We start from the raw sequence: 18,101 nt of genomic DNA, 5'->3' as shown, positions 1-18,101 counted from the left end.
ACCACTGATGTTTCAGTGGCCTAAGCTGATAATACTTTTCTTCCTTTAAGACGACGGCGTGCTAGAACTTTACGTCCGTTAGCCGAGCTCATACGACTGCGGAAACCGTGAACTTTACTATGTTTACGTTTATTTGGTTGATATGTTCTTTTCATATATGACACCTCCCTGAGGAATAGCTGTTAAAGACAGTCTAATTTATTATAAGGAGTGACCTCAATATTGTCAACCGCCCTTAAAATATTGTTCCCCAGTTCTAAAATTTTTTACACCAAGATCCATTTTCAGTCCCTAGCGATTTTTAAAGCAATCTTCTTATTAAAATTTACCTGTGGATATTTTTTTCGACTTTTTTTTTGTAGTTTCACAAGATATTGACAGTTTTTGCACAGGAAACACTACTTGTGGACAAGTTTTAATCACATCTTGTTACAGTTGTGGATAAACCGTGAAAAGGCATTGCACACCTTGCTTTTATCTGATATTATATTTGTGTTTTCACTCTGAATAACTTCGTCTCCAAAAAATGTTATCCACAAATTGTGGATAAGGTGTGGACAAGTTATTCCAGCATACTGCAGAACCTTGTCCACAAGCAGTGGATATTGTCGAAACTCCACATTATTTCCTATATTATGTTTTTCCACAACCATTGTTTCGTATATTTATAAATTAGTAGGTTGTACAACTTGTATAACATTGTTTTTTCACGGAACTATTGTTATAGGGTTGCGATTTAAGGATACTTCACAACTCTTTGTGAAAAAATATCTCTATATATGGAGTTTAGACAGAACACGAATCTGCAAAATGCATTTGAATAATAGATAGATAAAAAAAGGAGGGACAACTGTTGGAGAATATTGCGGATCTTTGGAATGCTGCTTTAGCCAATATTGAGAAAAAGATTAGCAAACCTAGTTATGACACCTGGCTGAAGTCCACAAAGGCCCATTCCCTTCAAGGCAATCTACTTGTGATCACTGCTCCAAATGAATTTGCACGTGATTGGCTCGAGGAACGTTATTCCCAGTTAATTGCTGGTATTCTGTATGAAATTACTGGTGAAGAGCTATCTGTTAAGTTCATTATTCCGCAAAATCAAAAAGAGGAAGACCCTGACTTGCTATTGCCAGCTAAAAAGGCAAAAAAAGAGGATGATCAACATGATTTTCCGCAAAATATTTTAAACCCAAAGTATCTTTTTGATACGTTTGTTATTGGTTCGGGTAACCGATTTGCTCACGCAGCATCCCTGGCTGTAGCTGAGGCACCCGCAAAAGCTTACAATCCTTTATTCATATATGGGGGCGTTGGTTTAGGAAAAACACACTTAATGCATGCGATTGGACATTACGTTTTAGAGCATAAACCAAACGCTAAGGTAGTTTATTTGTCTTCAGAGAAATTCACGAACGAATTTATTAATTCTATTCGTGACAATAAGGCTGTCGAATTCCGCAATAAATATCGAAATGTTGATGTTTTACTAATTGATGATATTCAATTCTTAGCTGGAAAAGAATCAACTCAAGAGGAATTTTTTCATACTTTTAATACTCTTCATGAAGAAAGCAAACAAATCGTTATCTCAAGTGACCGGCCGCCAAGGGAAATCCCAACACTGGAGGACCGCCTGCGTTCACGTTTTGAATGGGGATTAATCACCGATATTACTCCTCCAGATCTTGAAACAAGAATTGCGATTCTTCGGAAAAAGGCTAAGGCTGAAGGATTAGATATACCAAACGAGGTTATGCTCTATATTGCTAACCAAATTGATACAAATATCAGAGAGCTAGAGGGAGCATTAATCCGCGTGGTGGCATATTCTTCCTTAATCAATAAAGATATTAACGCTGATTTAGCTTCGGAAGCGTTAAAGGATATCATCCCTAGCTCAAAGCCTAAAGTAATTACCATCCTTGAAATCCAGAGGACTGTCGGTGAGCATTTTAGTGTGAAACTTGAAGATTTTAAAGCTAAAAAGAGAACTAAATCTGTAGCCTTTCCTAGACAAATTGCGATGTACCTATCACGGGAATTAACCGATTATTCTTTGCCAAAGATAGGAGAAGAATTTGGAGGTCGTGATCATACCACGGTCATCCATGCTCATGAAAAAATTTCAAAGCTTTTACAAACTGATCTTCAACTGCAAAAGCAAATGAAAGAGTTAAATGAGTTGTTGAGAGTTTAAAAAAATTGTGAATAACTTGGACTAGTTTATGCACAGTCTGTCCACATGTGGATAGACTGTGTTTCCATTGCAAAAAATAGGTTATCCACATACTAACAGGCCCTACTAGTACTTCTACTGTTTTTTATTTAAAAAACTTATTATTATATGTTCAAGAAAATTCATTTATGCGTACTTAGAATAAAAAATTGCTGGGAGGATTATGAAATGAGATTTATCATCCAACGGGATCGCCTTGTTCAAAGTGTCCAAGATGTTATGAAGGCTGTCACTTCGAGAACGACAATTCCAATTTTAACTGGAATTAAAATAACAGCTAGCAGCGAGGGAGTAACCTTAACAGGAAGTGATTCTGATATTTCAATTGAGTCTTTCATTCCAAATGAGGAAGACGGAGATGAAATTGTAGAAATTAAACAAGCTGGTTCTATCGTCCTTCAAGCAAAATTTTTTAGTGAAATTGTAAAAAAATTACCTACTGATTCAGTCGAAATTGAAGTGCTAGGATCGTTACAAACCGTTATTCGCTCTGGAAAATCTGAATTTAATTTAAACGGCCTTGACGCAGAAGAATATCCTCACCTGCCACAAATAGAAGAAAATAATAAATTTCATATTGCGACAGATCTTCTGAAAACGATGATACGCCAAACCTTTTTTGCCGTATCCACCTCAGAAACACGTCCCATCTTGACAGGTGTAAACTGGAAGATTGAAAATGGCGAACTAAACTGTATTGCAACAGATAGCCATCGTTTAGCATTAAGAAAAGCAAAAATTGAAATTGAAAATAACGAAAGCTACAATGTTGTAATTCCAGGTAAGAGTCTGAATGAACTAAGCAAAATCATAGATGATTCGAATGAATTAATAGATATAGTTATCACAGAAAATCAAATTTTGTTTAAAGCAAAGCATTTATTATTTTTCTCAAGGTTGCTAGAAGGAAACTATCCTGATACTTCTAGACTGATTCCAAGTGAAAGTAAAACAGATATTATTGTTAATACAAAGGATTTCCTACATGCCATTGATCGGGCTTCCTTACTTGCACGTGAAGGTAGAAATAATGTTGTGAAACTTTCTACCATTGATGGCGGTGTAATAGAAATTTCCTCCAACACACCTGAAGTAGGTAAAGTCGTCGAAGAAATTCAAAGTCAATCCATCGATGGAGAAGAATTAAAGATTTCTTTTAGTGCTAAATATATGATGGACGCCCTAAAAGCACTTGAAGGTACAGATATTAGGGTAAGTTTCACTGGTGCAATGCGACCGTTTGTTATTAATCCACTGCATGATGAAACCACACTTCAGCTGATTTTACCTGTAAGAACTTACTAGGATAAACCCCACGAATAGTCACCATGTTTTTTGGTGACTTTCTTTATTTTTTGTTTTTTAGTAAAATAAAGTATTGAGACCATTTTAGAAATGAGTGATAAACATTGCCTGAACAAATAAAGCTAAATACTGAGTTTATTACGTTAGGACAATTTCTTAAATTAGCTGACGTCATCCAATCTGGTGGAATGGCAAAATGGTTTTTAAGTGAAAACGATATTTTTATTAATGGCGAACAAGATCAAAGAAGAGGAAGAAAACTTCGAGCTGGAGATAAAGTCGCAATTCCTGGCTTTGGAGAGTTTTTGATTACGAGTAACTAAAGGTTGTGTCGTTTTCATGTATATAGAACAATTAGCACTGAGGGATTATCGGAATTATCAGAGCCTGTCGGTCGAATTTGAAAATAAAGTTAATGTGATCCTTGGGGAAAACGCTCAGGGTAAAACAAATGTGATGGAATCTATCTATGTTTTAGCAATGGCCAAGTCTCATCGAACATCAAATGATAAAGATCTTATTCGCTGGGACCAGGAATATGCTAAAATAGAGGGTAGGGTTCAAAAACAGCACAGCTCACTGCCATTGCAATTAATTATTTCCAAAAAAGGGAAAAAGGCTAAGTGCAACCATATAGAGCAGCAGAAATTAAGCCAATATGTCGGGAACATGAATGTGGTCATGTTCGCACCGGAAGATTTAAATTTAGTAAAAGGCAGCCCGCAAGTAAGAAGGCGGTTTATTGATATGGAAATTGGGCAGGTGTCGCCCATTTATTTACATGATATGAGTCAATATCAAAAAATACTTCAACAGAGAAATCATTTTTTGAAAATGATGCAAATAAAGAAACAAACCGATCAAACCATGCTCGAAATTCTTACTGAGCAGTTTATTGATATGGCTGTAAAAATAGTATTGAAAAGGTTTGAGTTTCTCCACTTGCTTGAAAATTGGGCTAAGCCTATTCATAATGGCATTTCTAGAGGGATGGAATCATTAGAAATTGTCTATAAACCATCTGTTGATGTATTAGAAGGCCAAGATTTGTCGAAAATGAAAGCAAGCTTTGAGGAAAAATTTAGTAAAGTTAGAATGAGGGAAATAGAACGTGGTACAACGTTATTCGGACCACATCGTGATGATTTGTTGTTTTTTGTCAATGATCGGGATGTTTCGACATTTGGATCACAAGGTCAGCAACGAACAACGGCACTTTCTGTTAAGCTTGCCGAAATTGAATTAATTCATTCAGAAATTCGCGAATATCCCATCTTACTCCTTGACGATGTTTTATCGGAATTAGATGATTATCGTCAGTCACACTTGCTTAATACCATCCAGGGGAAGGTCCAAACATTCGTTACAACAACGAGTGTGGACGGAATCCATCATCAAACATTAAAAGAGGCTTCAACTTTTGAAGTAGAGTCTGGTGTTATCAATAAAGTTAATTGAGGTGGGAAGTGTGTATATTCATGTCGGGGAAGATTTAAATATCAGGGCGAAGGATATCATCGCCATTCTTGATAAAGGGTGCGTGAATTCTTCAAATCTAGTCGAAGAGTTCTTAGAACAGCATAAGGAAAAGCTTGTTAACCTTTCGAAAAACCCCTTTAAATCTGTCGTAATTACATATGACAAGGTTTATTTATCCCCAATTTCTTCTGGAACATTAAAAAAACGTTCAAATCAAAAGGAAATGCAGGAATCTTGATATTATTATTATTTTTTCATCATTTAGGTTATAGAGTGATTTTTTTGAATGAAAGTGCGGGGTGAACGATATGACAATGGAACAAAAAGTAGTCCAAGAACAAGAATATGGTGCAGATCAAATCCAGGTTCTTGAAGGTCTAGAGGCTGTTAGAAAAAGACCTGGTATGTATATTGGTTCAACTAGTGGAAAAGGTCTCCATCATCTTGTCTGGGAAATTGTAGATAACAGTATTGATGAGGCATTGGCAGGTTATTGTGACGAAATCAATGTCATCATTGAAGAAGATAACAGTATAACTGTTAAAGATAACGGACGTGGTATACCAGTCGGAATTCAAGAAAAAATGGGCAGACCTGCTGTTGAAGTTATTATGACCGTTCTTCATGCCGGAGGTAAATTTGGCGGCGGAGGATATAAGGTTTCTGGTGGACTTCATGGTGTAGGTGCTTCGGTAGTTAATGCTCTCTCCACACATTTGGATGTTTTGGTACACCGTGACGGCAATATTTATTCCATTAAGTTTGAACGTGGGGCTGTAGTTCAAGAATTAGAGGTTGTTGGAACAACAGATACAACAGGTACGATTACTCATTTTAAACCGGACGGTGAAATTTTTACTGAAACATTGGAATATGAGTATGATATTCTGGCAACTCGTCTGCGTGAACTCGCATTCTTAAATCGTGGAATAAAAATTACAATTAAAGATAACCGTGTGGAAAATAAACAGAATGAATATTACTACGAAGGCGGAATTAAATCATATGTTGAGCATTTAAACCGCACAAAAGAGGTTATTCATGATGAACCGATCTATATTGAGGGAGAACGCGATGGCATTAGCGTTGAAGTTGCCCTTCAATACAATGAGGGATATACGGACAGCATTTATTCCTTTGCGAATAATATCCACACTTATGAGGGCGGTACGCATGAATCTGGATTTAAAACGGGATTAACCCGTGTTATTAATGATTATGCAAGAAAGAACGGTTTGATTAAAGAGAATGATACGAACCTATCCGGTGAAGATGTTCGTGAGGGCTTAACTGCGATTGTTTCAATTAAGCATCCAGACCCCCAATTCGAAGGGCAAACAAAAACAAAGCTCGGAAACTCTGAAGTAAGAACAATAACCGATTCATTGTTTTCAAACCACTTTGAAAAATTCTTACTGGAAAATCCACCAGTAGCCAAGAAAATCGTTGAAAAAGGATTAATGGCTGCCAGAGCAAGACTTGCGGCGAAGAAAGCAAGAGAATTAACGCGCCGAAAGAGTGCTTTAGAGGTTTCAAGTTTGCCTGGGAAATTAGCTGACTGTTCTTCAAAGGACCCTTCTATCAGCGAACTGTACATTGTTGAGGGTGACTCAGCAGGTGGTTCGGCAAAACAAGGTCGTGACCGCCATTTCCAAGCAATTCTCCCATTGAGAGGAAAAATACTCAATGTTGAGAAAGCACGTTTAGATCGAATCCTCTCCAATAATGAGGTTCGATCTATGATTACGGCAATTGGAACAGGTATTGGTGAAGATTTTGATATCGCTAAAGCAAGGTACCATAAAATTGTCATTATGACGGATGCGGACGTTGATGGAGCTCACATTCGAACGTTATTGCTAACCTTCTTTTACCGTTATATCCGAAAAATTTTAGAAGCCGGCTATGTATATATCGCACAGCCGCCATTATATAAAGTGCAGCAAGGAAAAAAGGTTAGGTATGCTTATGATGACAAAGAGCTAGAAAAAATATTCGCCGAGCTCCCAAGTCAGCCAAAGCCTAATATCCAGCGGTATAAAGGTTTAGGAGAAATGAATCCTGAACAATTATGGGAAACGACAATGGATCCGTCCATTAGAACCCTGCTTCAAGTAAGTCTGGAAGATGCCATTGAAGCTGATGAAACATTTGAAATGTTAATGGGGGACAAGGTAGAGCCGCGTCGTAACTTCATTGAAGCAAATGCACAATACGTTAAGAACTTAGATATTTAAAGAGGTACCTATATAGAAAAGGATAGAGGGGTGACCACTATCCTCCTTTTTTCGTTTATCTAGGAACTACTATGACTAGTAAAAGGCAGATTATCACCAAAATAGGAGGTACTAAAATGGCAGAAACACCAAATTCTCAAATAAAAGATATTAATATAAGTCATGAAATGAAAACCTCATTTCTTGACTATGCAATGAGTGTTATTGTTTCTCGTGCCCTTCCAGATGTTCGAGATGGTTTAAAACCAGTTCACCGCCGTATTTTATACGCTATGCATGACCTGGGTATACATGCTGATAAACCTTATAAAAAATCAGCTCGTATTGTAGGGGATGTAATCGGTAAATATCACCCTCATGGTGATTCTGCCGTTTATGAAACGATGGTACGGATGGCGCAGGATTTCAACTATCGTTATATGCTTGTTGACGGCCATGGTAACTTTGGATCGGTTGATGGTGACTCAGCTGCAGCGATGCGTTATACAGAGTCTAGAATGTCTAAAATCTCAATGGAATTATTAAGAGATTTAAACAAAGATACGATAGATTTTCAAGATAACTATGATGGTGAGGAAAGAGAACCTTCAGTTTTACCAGCTAGATTTCCTAACCTACTAGTTAATGGTTCTATGGGTATTGCTGTTGGCATGGCTACTAATATTCCACCCCACCAGCTTGGCGAGGTTATTGACGGCGTATTAGCCATTTCCCGAGATCCAGAAATGTCGATTCAAGAGTTAATGGAAATCATTCCTGGTCCGGATTTTCCAACCGGAGGAATCATCATCGGCAGGAGTGGTATTCGTAAAGCATACGAAACCGGCAGAGGATCAATAACCGTTCGCGGAAAAGTAGAAATTGAACAAAAATCAAATGGCAAAGAAGTTATCATTGTTAATGAGCTGCCATATCAAGTAAATAAGGCAAAATTAGTTGAAAGAATTGCGGAATTACATCGCGATAAAAAAATAGAAGGCATTACAGATTTACGGGATGAATCCGATCGTAATGGTATGCGAATTGTTATTGAAGTTCGTAAAGACGCAAATGCGAATGTCCTTTTAAATAACTTATATAAACAAACATCTCTGCAAACAAGCTTTGGGATCAATACATTAGCCCTTGTAAATGGACATCCAAAGGTGTTAAATCTAAAACAATGTTTAGTCTATTATTTAGACCATCAAATAGTTGTTATACGCAGAAGAACAGAATTTGAGCTGCGTAAAGCAGAAGCACGGGCTCATATTTTGGATGGTTTAAGAATCGCTCTAGATAATCTTGATGCAGTAATAAGCTTAATTAGAAGCTCACAGACAACAGATATTGCGCGCGAGGGTTTAATGACGCAATTCAACCTTTCCGAAAAGCAAGCCCAAGCTATTCTTGATATGCGCTTGCAGCGTTTAACCGGTTTGGAACGGGAGAAAATTGAGGAAGAATACCAAAGCCTAGTAAAGCTTATTGCTGAACTAAAAGCAATTTTAGCTGATGAAGAAAAAGTTCTTGAAATTATCCGTGAAGAATTATCTGAGATCAAAGAACGTTTTAATGATAAGCGCCGTACGGAAATCGTAACAGGCGGAATTGAAAATATCGAAGATGAAGATCTCATTCCACGTGAAAATATTGTTATTACGTTAACACATAATGGCTATATTAAACGTCTCCCTGTTTCAACGTACCGCGCACAAAAACGAGGCGGTCGTGGTATACAAGGGATGGGTACCAATGAGGATGACTTTGTCGAGCATTTAATCACGACATCTACTCATGATACGATTCTCTTCTTTACAAATAAAGGTAAGGTTTACCGGTCTAAGGGATATGAGATCCCTGAATACAGCCGTACGGCGAAAGGGCTGCCAATCATTAACCTTCTTGGAATTGAAAAAGGAGAATGGGTTAATGCCATTATCCCAATTGAGGAATTTGTTGATGACTGGTCCTTATTCTTTACGACAAAAGAAGGTATTTCTAAGCGCTCTCCATTAACATCATTTGCACATATTCGTAATAATGGTTTAATTGCGTTAAATCTACGTGAAGGTGATGAACTGATTTCAGTTCGTTTAACCGATGGAACAAAACATATGATCATTGGTACGAAAAAAGGTATGCTAATCCGTTTCCCTGAAACCGATGTTCGTTCTATGGGTAGAACAGCAACTGGGGTAAAAGGAATTACCTTAGACTCGGATGATGAGGTAGTTGGTATGGAAGTGCTTGAGGAAGATAGCAGCGTACTTATTGTCACTAAGAACGGTTATGGAAAGCGGACTCCGGCAGAGGAGTACCGAATTCAAGGTAGAGGCGGTAAAGGTATTAAAACTTGCCATGTCACCGAAAAGAATGGTTCATTAGTTTCTGTAAGAGCTGTAACGGGTGAAGAAGACTTAATGCTAATCACTACTGGCGGAGTCCTTATTCGTATCGATGTAGCGGGCATCTCGACTATGGGAAGAAACACCCAGGGTGTAAAATTAATTAGTATTAAAGGCGATGAACATGACTATGTAGCAACTGTTGCTAAAGTAGAAAAGGAAGAGGTTTCAGAAGAAACTGAATCTGATGATACTGAAGGAGTAGAAGGTGCAGAGGTATTTGCCGGAACGGAAGTAGATAACGCAGAAATAGAGTTAGATTCTGAAGATGTTGATTCTGATACTACTACTGAAGAATAAGTTAAATGTAAAGGAGCACCTAATTAGGTGTTCCTTTTTCAATTTAATTTATAAAATCGCTAATTTTCTCTTGATTGAAATTGTTAATACTGGTATACTCATTTGAGTCGGCGTTGTGAGTTGGTTTTAATGTGATAAAAACAAATTAGACGTTGACATTTATTTTGATAGATGATATATTAATAAAGTCGCTTATGAGCGATTGAGCAAAATTGATCTTTGAAAACTAAACAAACAAGAACGTCAACAAACAATTTTTTAGCTTTTTATAAAAGCTAAGCCAACGTAACAAATGAGCTAATCAACTTTCTTGGAGAGTTTGATCCTGGCTCAGGACGAACGCTGGCGGCGTGCCTAATACATGCAAGTCGAGCGAATTTTGAGGTGCTTGCACCTCTTGGTTAGCGGCGGACGGGTGAGTAACACGTGGGCAACCTGCCTGTAAGACTGGGATAACTTCGGGAAACCGGAGCTAATACCGGATAATCCTTTTCCTCTCATGTGGAAAAGCTGAAAGTCGGTTTACGCTGACACTTACAGATGGGCCCGCGGCGCATTAGCTAGTTGGTGAGGTAACGGCTCACCAAGGCGACGATGCGTAGCCGACCTGAGAGGGTGATCGGCCACACTGGGACTGAGACACGGCCCAGACTCCTACGGGAGGCAGCAGTAGGGAATCTTCCGCAATGGACGAAAGTCTGACGGAGCAACGCCGCGTGAGCGATGAAGGCCTTCGGGTCGTAAAGCTCTGTTGTTAGGGAAGAACAAGTATCGGAGTAACTGCCGGTACCTTGACGGTACCTAACCAGAAAGCCACGGCTAACTACGTGCCAGCAGCCGCGGTAATACGTAGGTGGCAAGCGTTGTCCGGAATTATTGGGCGTAAAGCGCGCGCAGGCGGTCTTTTAAGTCTGATGTGAAAGCCCACGGCTCAACCGTGGAGGGTCATTGGAAACTGGGGGACTTGAGTACAGAAGAGGAAAGCGGAATTCCACGTGTAGCGGTGAAATGCGTAGAGATGTGGAGGAACACCAGTGGCGAAGGCGGCTTTCTGGTCTGTAACTGACGCTGAGGCGCGAAAGCGTGGGGAGCAAACAGGATTAGATACCCTGGTAGTCCACGCCGTAAACGATGAGTGCTAAGTGTTAGAGGGTTTCCGCCCTTTAGTGCTGCAGCTAACGCATTAAGCACTCCGCCTGGGGAGTACGGCCGCAAGGCTGAAACTCAAAGGAATTGACGGGGGCCCGCACAAGCGGTGGAGCATGTGGTTTAATTCGAAGCAACGCGAAGAACCTTACCAGGTCTTGACATCCTCTGACACTCCTAGAGATAGGACGTTCCCCTTCGGGGGACAGAGTGACAGGTGGTGCATGGTTGTCGTCAGCTCGTGTCGTGAGATGTTGGGTTAAGTCCCGCAACGAGCGCAACCCTTGATCTTAGTTGCCAGCATTCAGTTGGGCACTCTAAGGTGACTGCCGGTGACAAACCGGAGGAAGGTGGGGATGACGTCAAATCATCATGCCCCTTATGACCTGGGCTACACACGTGCTACAATGGATGGTACAAAGGGCTGCAAAACCGCGAGGTTAAGCCAATCCCATAAAACCATTCTCAGTTCGGATTGTAGGCTGCAACTCGCCTACATGAAGCCGGAATCGCTAGTAATCGCGGATCAGCATGCCGCGGTGAATACGTTCCCGGGCCTTGTACACACCGCCCGTCACACCACGAGAGTTTGTAACACCCGAAGTCGGTGGGGTAACCGCAAGGAGCCAGCCGCCTAAGGTGGGACAGATGATTGGGGTGAAGTCGTAACAAGGTAGCCGTATCGGAAGGTGCGGCTGGATCACCTCCTTTCTAAGGATAATGCAGTCTTTGTGGACTGATAAAATGTTGATGGTTACTTGTTTGTTTAGTTTTGAGGGATTGATTCTCTCTATTATATTTCGTTTTGAGGGCCTATAGCTCAGCTGGTTAGAGCGCACGCCTGATAAGCGTGAGGTCGATGGTTCGAGTCCATTTAGGCCCACCATCTCAAAACGGGGCCTTAGCTCAGCTGGGAGAGCGCCTGCTTTGCACGCAGGAGGTCAGCGGTTCGATCCCGCTAGGCTCCACCAAGTTAATTTTACGGTAGTGAAATTAACTTTCATTCATTGTTCCTTGAAAACTAGATAATCGTAAGAAGAAGTCAAAGTAAAACCGAGAATCGCCACATTAGTTTTTCTCTCTTAAGTAATTAAGAAGAAAATAACCTTTTAGGTTAAGTTAGAAAGGGCGCACGGTGGATGCCTTGGCACTAGGAGCCGATGAAGGACGGGACTAACACCGATATGCTTCGGGGAGCTGTAAGTAAGCTTTGATCCGGAGATTTCCGAATGGGGAAACCCACTGCTCGTAATGGAGCAGTATCTTTACCTGAATACATAGGGTATTGAAGGCAGACCCGGGGAACTGAAACATCTAAGTACCCGGAGGAAGAGAAAGCAAACGCGATTCCCTGAGTAGCGGCGAGCGAAACGGGACATAGCCCAAACCAAGAGGCTTGCCTCTTGGGGTTGTAGGACACTCAACATGGAGTTACAAAGGAACGGGGTAGATGAAGCGACCTGGAAAGGTCCGTCATAGAAGGTAAAAACCCTGTAGTTGAAACTTCGTTCCCTCCTGAGTGGATCCTGAGTACGGCCGGACACGAGAAATCCGGTCGGAAGCTGGGAGGACCATCTCCCAAGGCTAAATACTCCCTAGTGACCGATAGTGAACCAGTACCGTGAGGGAAAGGTGAAAAGCACCCCGGAAGGGGAGTGAAATAGATCCTGAAACCGTGTGCCTACAAGTAGTTAGAGCCCGTTAATGGGTGATAGCGTGCCTTTTGTAGAATGAACCGGCGAGTTACGATTACATGCAAGGTTAAGTTGAAGAGACGGAGCCGCAGCGAAAGCGAGTCTGAATAGGGCGATTTGAGTATGTGGTCGTAGACCCGAAACCAGGTGATCTACCCATGTCCAGGGTGAAGGTGAGGTAACACTTACTGGAGGCCCGAACCCACGCACGTTGAAAAGTGCGGGGATGAGGTGTGGGTAGCGGAGAAATTCCAATCGAACTTGGAGATAGCTGGTTCTCTCCGAAATAGCTTTAGGGCTAGCCTCACGTTGTAAGAGTCTTGGAGGTAGAGCACTGTTTGGACTAGGGGCCCTCATCGGGTTACCGAATTCAGACAAACTCCGAATGCCAAAGACTTATCCGTGGGAGTCAGACTGCGAGTGATAAGATCCGTAGTCAAAAGGGAAACAGCCCAGACCACCAGCTAAGGTCCCAAAGTTTACGTTAAGTGGAAAAGGATGTGGAGTTGCTTAGACAACCAGGATGTTGGCTTAGAAGCAGCCACCATTTAAAGAGTGCGTAATAGCTCACTGGTCGAGTGACTCTGCGCCGAAAATGTACCGGGGCTAAACGTAACACCGAAGCTGTGGATTGACACCATATGGTGTCAGTGGTAGGAGAGCGTTCTAAGGGCGTTGAAGCTAGACCGTAAGGACTGGTGGAGCGCTTAGAAGTGAGAATGCCGGTATGAGTAGCGAAAGACGGGTGAGAATCCCGTCCACCGTATGCCTAAGGTTTCCTGAGGAAGGCTCGTCCTCTCAGGGTTAGTCGGGACCTAAGCCGAGGCCGAAAGGCGTAGGCGATGGACAACAGGTTGATATTCCTGTACCACCTCTTTATCGTTTGAGTGATGGGGGGACGCAGGAGGATAGGGTAAGCGCGCTGTTGGATATGCGCGTCCAAGCAGTTAGGCTGGTAAGTAGGAAAATCCGCTTACCGTGAAGGCTGAGCTGTGATGGCGAGGGAAATATAGTACCGAAGTTCCTGATTCCACACTGCCAAGAAAAGCCTCTAGCGAGATAAAAGGTGCCCGTACCGCAAACCGACACAGGTAGGCGAGGAGAGAATCCTAAGGTGTGCGAGAGAACTCTCGTTAAGGAACTCGGCAAAATGACCCCGTAACTTCGGGAGAAGGGGTGCTTTTTGAGGTGAATAGCCTCGAAGAGCCGCAGTGAATAGGCCCAGGCGACTGTTTAGCAAAAACACAGGTCTCTGCGAAGCCGCAAGGCGAAGTATAGGGGCTGACGCCTGCCCGGTGCTGGAAGGTTAAGAGGAGGGGTTAGCGCAAGCGAAGCTCTGAATCGAAGCCCCAGTAAACGGCGGCCGTAACTATAACGGTCCTAAGGTAGCGAAATTCCTTGTCGGGTAAGTTCCGACCCGCACGAAAGGCGTAACGATCTGGGCACTGTCTCAACGAGAGACTCGGTGAAATTATAGTACCTGTGAAGATGCAGGTTACCCGCGACAGGACGGAAAGACCCCGTGGAGCTTTACTGTAGCCTGATATTGAATTTTGGTACAGCTTGTACAGGATAGGTAGGAGCCTGAGAAACCGGAGCGCTAGCTTCGGTGGAGGCGTCGGTGGGATACTACCCTGGCTGTATTGAAATTCTAACCCGCACCCCTTATCGGGGTGGGAGACAGTGTCAGGTGGGCAGTTTGACTGGGGCGGTCGCCTCCTAAAGAGTAACGGAGGCGCCCAAAGGTTCCCTCAGAATGGTTGGAAATCATTCGCAGAGTGTAAAGGCACAAGGGAGCTTGACTGCGAGACCTACAAGTCGAGCAGGGACGAAAGTCGGGCTTAGTGATCCGGTGGTTCCGCATGGAAGGGCCATCGCTCAACGGATAAAAGCTACCCCGGGGATAACAGGCTTATCTCCCCCAAGAGTCCACATCGACGGGGAGGTTTGGCACCTCGATGTCGGCTCATCGCATCCTGGGGCTGTAGTCGGTCCCAAGGGTTGGGCTGTTCGCCCATTAAAGCGGTACGCGAGCTGGGTTCAGAACGTCGTGAGACAGTTCGGTCCCTATCCGTCGTGGGCGCAGGAAATTTGAGAGGAGCTGTCCTTAGTACGAGAGGACCGGGATGGACGCACCGCTGGTGTACCAGTTGTCTTGCCAAAGGCATCGCTGGGTAGCTATGTGCGGACGGGATAAGTGCTGAAAGCATCTAAGCATGAAGCCCCCCTCAAGATGAGATTTCCCATAGCGTCAAGCTAGTAAGAACCCTGAAAGATGATCAGGTTGATAGGTCAGAGGTGGAAGCGTGGTAACATGTGGAGCTGACTGATACTAATCGTTCGAGGACTTAACCAATTTTTAAAGGCGAACTCGTTTTACACACTTCTTCTGATTATCTAGTTTTGAGGGAATGATACCTCAAAAACAGTCTGGTAATAATGGCGAGAAGGTCACACCCGTTCCCATACCGAACACGGAAGTTAAGCTTCTCAGCGCCGATGGTAGTTGGGACTTTGTCCCTGTGAGAGTAGGACGTTGCCAGGCAAATGAAGCACAACCTAATTTGGGTTGTGCTTTTTTGTATTGTCCGTAAGGGCAATCATGCCCTTACGGCAACATTTTTATGAGAAGGGGGAACAATACTCGGAGTATCGTGCCCGTGCGGCGACACTATTTAAGAAAACGGTAACAAATATCAGCTAATTATGACCGCACGGAGTCATTTTTAGAGAAACCGGTAACGATTAGACGTTAACCTACTCCCATGATTCACTTTTTCCTAAAATATTAACTCATCAAGTATTCATATATCAAAAAAGGTCCCTTCTTTAACGTAATTTCCAGGAAAGTCTTAATAAATGGATAATCGCGGTTTGGCATCATTTTTGTAATTTCACTCCACCACTCTGTTTCATATCTTGCAATCATACTTAAATTATAAAGCAGGAGATAATGCACCATCAGTTCAGGAAATAGAAATAAGTTCTCCTTCTTAAGCGGAAGTACATAAGCGCTACTTTCTAGATTGAATTTAATCGGTGATATTCCAGTAAACATCTTCTTATCGTATTGAAACGAGAGTCCTTCACATAAAAATTCAATCTGATTCCCAGACTTAGTTGAAAGAAAATCCTTTAATCTATCCTCTGTCATATGATAATGATCCAGTACTTTTTCTGGTATTACCAATTTCCCGTGCTGAGTATATAAGGGTGTAAAAGTGCTTTTCGACTCATGTACCATAAACAAATCATCCAATTCGGGAATGAGCTCAAGCAGTTCCTCCATCGTAATTTTATCGCCTTCCAATTGTTTCATGTGGAACATCTTTTCAGACATAAAAGGAAAAAGCCCATTTTTTTGAAACTTTACTTCATCTTGAAAAAATTGATAGTTTTGCTTTTTCCTTTTTCGTGTAGAAACACCGTGTGCTAAAACGGAAGTCGTTTCCGGATAAGCTGGGTCTAGCGTTAAGATGCATGCTTTGATTAAATGTACAAGACCATAAAAGAGCAAAATTGGTTTTAGGATTAGCGGTGAGTTTTCTGCTTGTTGATAATAAATTTGTCCATGCTCGAGATAATATAAAAAGGCATAGCAGTTTTCATAGCTTTTTTGTTCAGGGTTTTCAATATTTCGCTTTTTATAATTGTTTTTTAGGTACGACTGACAATGCTCTGCAGAGAAAAAACTTGCATAGCTTTTCCAGCCCTTATAGTCAACAGTCAACGAGAATCACCTTTTTCAGAAAAATTAGACTAAATCGTTCTCCTTGACAGTATTTTGTCCAATTGATAACCTACAATTAAAAAATTTTTTTCTGGAGGCCAAAAAAATGTGGGAGAGTAAATTTTCAAAAGAAGGTTTAACGTTTGATGATGTCTTATTAATTCCTGGTAAATCAGAAGTACTGCCGCGTGATGTAAGTCTTCAAGTGGAATTATCGCCCACGGTGAAGTTAAACATTCCAATCATTAGTGCTGGGATGGATACAGTAACGGAAGCCGAAATGGCAATTTCAATGGCTCGCCAGGGTGGTTTAGGAATTATCCATAAAAACATGACGATCGAACAGCAAGCTGAACAGGTCGAGAAAGTTAAGAGGTCAGAGAGCGGGGTTATTACAGATCCATTTTATCTCACTCCAGAGCATCAGGTGTATGATGCGGAACATTTAATGGGCAAATATCGAATCTCTGGTGTACCAATTGTCAATAATCTGGATGAGCAAAAACTTGTCGGGATTATCACCAATCGTGATTTACGTTTTATTCAAGATTATTCTTTTAAAATCTCTGATGTCATGACAAAAGAAAACCTTGTTACGGCTCCAGTTGGAACCACATTAAAAGAGGCTGAAAAAATTCTTCAGAAATACAAAATTGAAAAACTCCCGCTAGTGGACAATCAAGGGGTTTTAAAAGGGTTAATTACCATAAAGGATATTGAAAAAGTGATTGAGTTTCCAAACTCAGCAAAGGATAAGCAAGGTCGCTTGTTAGCTGGTGCCGCAGTCGGGGTTACAAAGGATACGATGTTGCGAGTTGAAAAGCTGGTAAAAGCAAATGTCGATGCCATTGTGGTGGATACTGCTCATGGTCATTCTAAGGGTGTACTTGATACCGTTAGGGAAATAAGAGACCAATATCCTGACTTAACCATTATCGCTGGTAATGTGGCTACTGCCGAGGCAACAGGGGATTTAATTAAAGCAGGTGCGGATGTAGTTAAGGTAGGAATTGGACCTGGTTCAATTTGTACTACCCGTGTAGTAGCAGGAGTAGGTGTGCCGCAGATTACCGCGGTATATGATTGTGCTACAGAGGCCAGAAAGCATGGCAGAACCATTATTGCTGATGGCGGTATTAAATATTCAGGCGACATCGTTAAGGCACTTGCTGCCGGCGGTCACGCGGTTATGCTAGGGAGCATGCTAGCGGGTGTAACGGAAAGTCCGGGAGAAACTGAAATTTTCCAAGGACGTCGCTTTAAGGTATATCGTGGTATGGGTTCCGTAGCTGCAATGGAAAAGGGCTCAAAAGATCGCTATTTCCAGGAAGATAATAAGAAGTTTGTTCCTGAGGGTATCGAAGGGCGCCTGCCTTACAAAGGACCTTTAGCTGAAACCATTTATCAATTAATCGGTGGTTTACGTTCAGGGATGGGCTATTGTGGAACAAAAGACCTAGAGGAACTAAGAAATAATGCACAATTCATTAAGATGACTGGGGCAGGTCTACGGGAAAGCCATCCTCATGATGTTCAAATTACCAAAGAGGCACCTAATTACTCATTATCTTAAAGAAATAACAG

10 protein-coding genes, 2 tRNA genes and 3 rRNA genes are annotated in these 18,101 nt (G+C 41.8%); 13 read left to right on the top strand and 2 right to left on the bottom strand.

All coding sequences use genetic code 11. The features are described 5' to 3' along the window. Positions 1-20: 20 nt before the first annotated feature. The gene (rpmH, locus tag ABC255_RS00515) at positions 21-155 is read right to left on the bottom strand and encodes a 50S ribosomal protein L34 (protein ID WP_007084526.1); all 135 of its coding nucleotides are present in this window, start codon (positions 153-155) and stop codon (positions 21-23) included. A 698-nt stretch (positions 156-853) separates the two neighbouring features. On the opposite strand from rpmH, the gene dnaA reads away from it, so the two are divergent. The 12 genes from dnaA to rrf all read left to right on the top strand — a co-directional run bounded on the left by dnaA (position 854) and on the right by rrf (position 15,332). Further along, on the top strand, positions 854-2,200 hold the full coding sequence (dnaA, locus tag ABC255_RS00510; protein WP_335528531.1) for a chromosomal replication initiator protein DnaA: 1,347 nt from the start codon (positions 854-856) through the stop codon (positions 2,198-2,200). A 207-nt stretch (positions 2,201-2,407) separates the two neighbouring features. Then, positions 2,408-3,544 carry a DNA polymerase III subunit beta gene (gene dnaN / locus ABC255_RS00505; RefSeq protein WP_335528528.1) on the top strand — a complete coding sequence of 379 codons (1,137 nt, stop codon included), beginning with the start codon at positions 2,408-2,410 and terminating at the stop codon, positions 3,542-3,544. Between the two features lie 104 nt (positions 3,545-3,648). Beyond that, positions 3,649-3,867 (top strand): S4 domain-containing protein YaaA, encoded by a 219-nt coding sequence (gene yaaA, locus ABC255_RS00500; RefSeq protein WP_335528526.1) that lies wholly within the window; start codon positions 3,649-3,651, stop codon positions 3,865-3,867. 16 nt (positions 3,868-3,883) lie between these two features. Further along, positions 3,884-5,002 (top strand): DNA replication/repair protein RecF, encoded by a 1,119-nt coding sequence (gene recF, locus ABC255_RS00495; RefSeq protein ID WP_412990880.1) that lies wholly within the window; start codon positions 3,884-3,886, stop codon positions 5,000-5,002. Positions 5,003-5,012: 10 nt separating this feature from the next. Beyond that, positions 5,013-5,261, top strand: a complete 249-nt coding sequence (gene remB, locus ABC255_RS00490; RefSeq protein ID WP_179599000.1) for an extracellular matrix regulator RemB — start codon at positions 5,013-5,015, stop codon at positions 5,259-5,261. Between the two features lie 76 nt (positions 5,262-5,337). Continuing rightward, positions 5,338-7,260 (top strand): DNA topoisomerase (ATP-hydrolyzing) subunit B, encoded by a 1,923-nt coding sequence (gene gyrB / locus ABC255_RS00485; protein WP_412998434.1) that lies wholly within the window; start codon positions 5,338-5,340, stop codon positions 7,258-7,260. 116 nt (positions 7,261-7,376) lie between these two features. Then, positions 7,377-9,947: a DNA gyrase subunit A gene (gyrA, locus tag ABC255_RS00480; RefSeq protein WP_412990879.1), complete on the top strand. Its 2,571-nt coding sequence runs from the start codon at positions 7,377-7,379 to the stop codon at positions 9,945-9,947. Between the two features lie 307 nt (positions 9,948-10,254). Continuing rightward, positions 10,255-11,804, top strand: a 16S ribosomal RNA gene (locus ABC255_RS00475). A 98-nt stretch (positions 11,805-11,902) separates the two neighbouring features. Next, positions 11,903-11,979: transfer RNA gene (locus tag ABC255_RS00470), tRNA-Ile, on the top strand. A gap of 9 nt (positions 11,980-11,988) precedes the next feature. Then, positions 11,989-12,064, top strand: a tRNA-Ala gene (locus ABC255_RS00465). A 141-nt stretch (positions 12,065-12,205) separates the two neighbouring features. Continuing rightward, a 23S ribosomal RNA gene (locus ABC255_RS00460) occupies positions 12,206-15,143 on the top strand. A 73-nt stretch (positions 15,144-15,216) separates the two neighbouring features. Continuing rightward, positions 15,217-15,332: ribosomal RNA gene (gene rrf / locus ABC255_RS00455) — 5S ribosomal RNA — on the top strand. Together the 16S, 23S and 5S rRNA genes with 2 tRNA genes alongside form the textbook arrangement of a ribosomal RNA operon. 243 nt (positions 15,333-15,575) lie before the next feature. On the opposite strand, the gene ABC255_RS00450 is transcribed toward rrf, so the two are convergent. Then, positions 15,576-16,517, bottom strand: coding sequence for a YaaC family protein (locus ABC255_RS00450; protein WP_412990878.1), 942 nt, complete (start codon positions 16,515-16,517; stop codon positions 15,576-15,578). A gap of 106 nt (positions 16,518-16,623) precedes the next feature. Here ABC255_RS00450 and guaB point away from each other — a divergent pair, with 106 nt between their 5' ends. Beyond that, entirely contained in the window at positions 16,624-18,090 is a 1,467-nt protein-coding gene (gene guaB, locus ABC255_RS00445) for an IMP dehydrogenase (RefSeq protein ID WP_335536000.1), read from the top strand. The last annotated feature ends 11 nt before the right edge of the window (positions 18,091-18,101 follow it).

Origin of the sequence: Neobacillus canaveralius, from assembly GCF_047237705.1 — a bacterium.
Taxonomy (GTDB): Bacteria; Bacillota; Bacilli; order Bacillales; family Cytobacillaceae; genus Neobacillus; species Neobacillus niacini_K.
The sequence above is the reverse complement of the archived record's forward strand: the minus strand, read 5'-3'. Positions and strand labels throughout refer to the sequence as shown.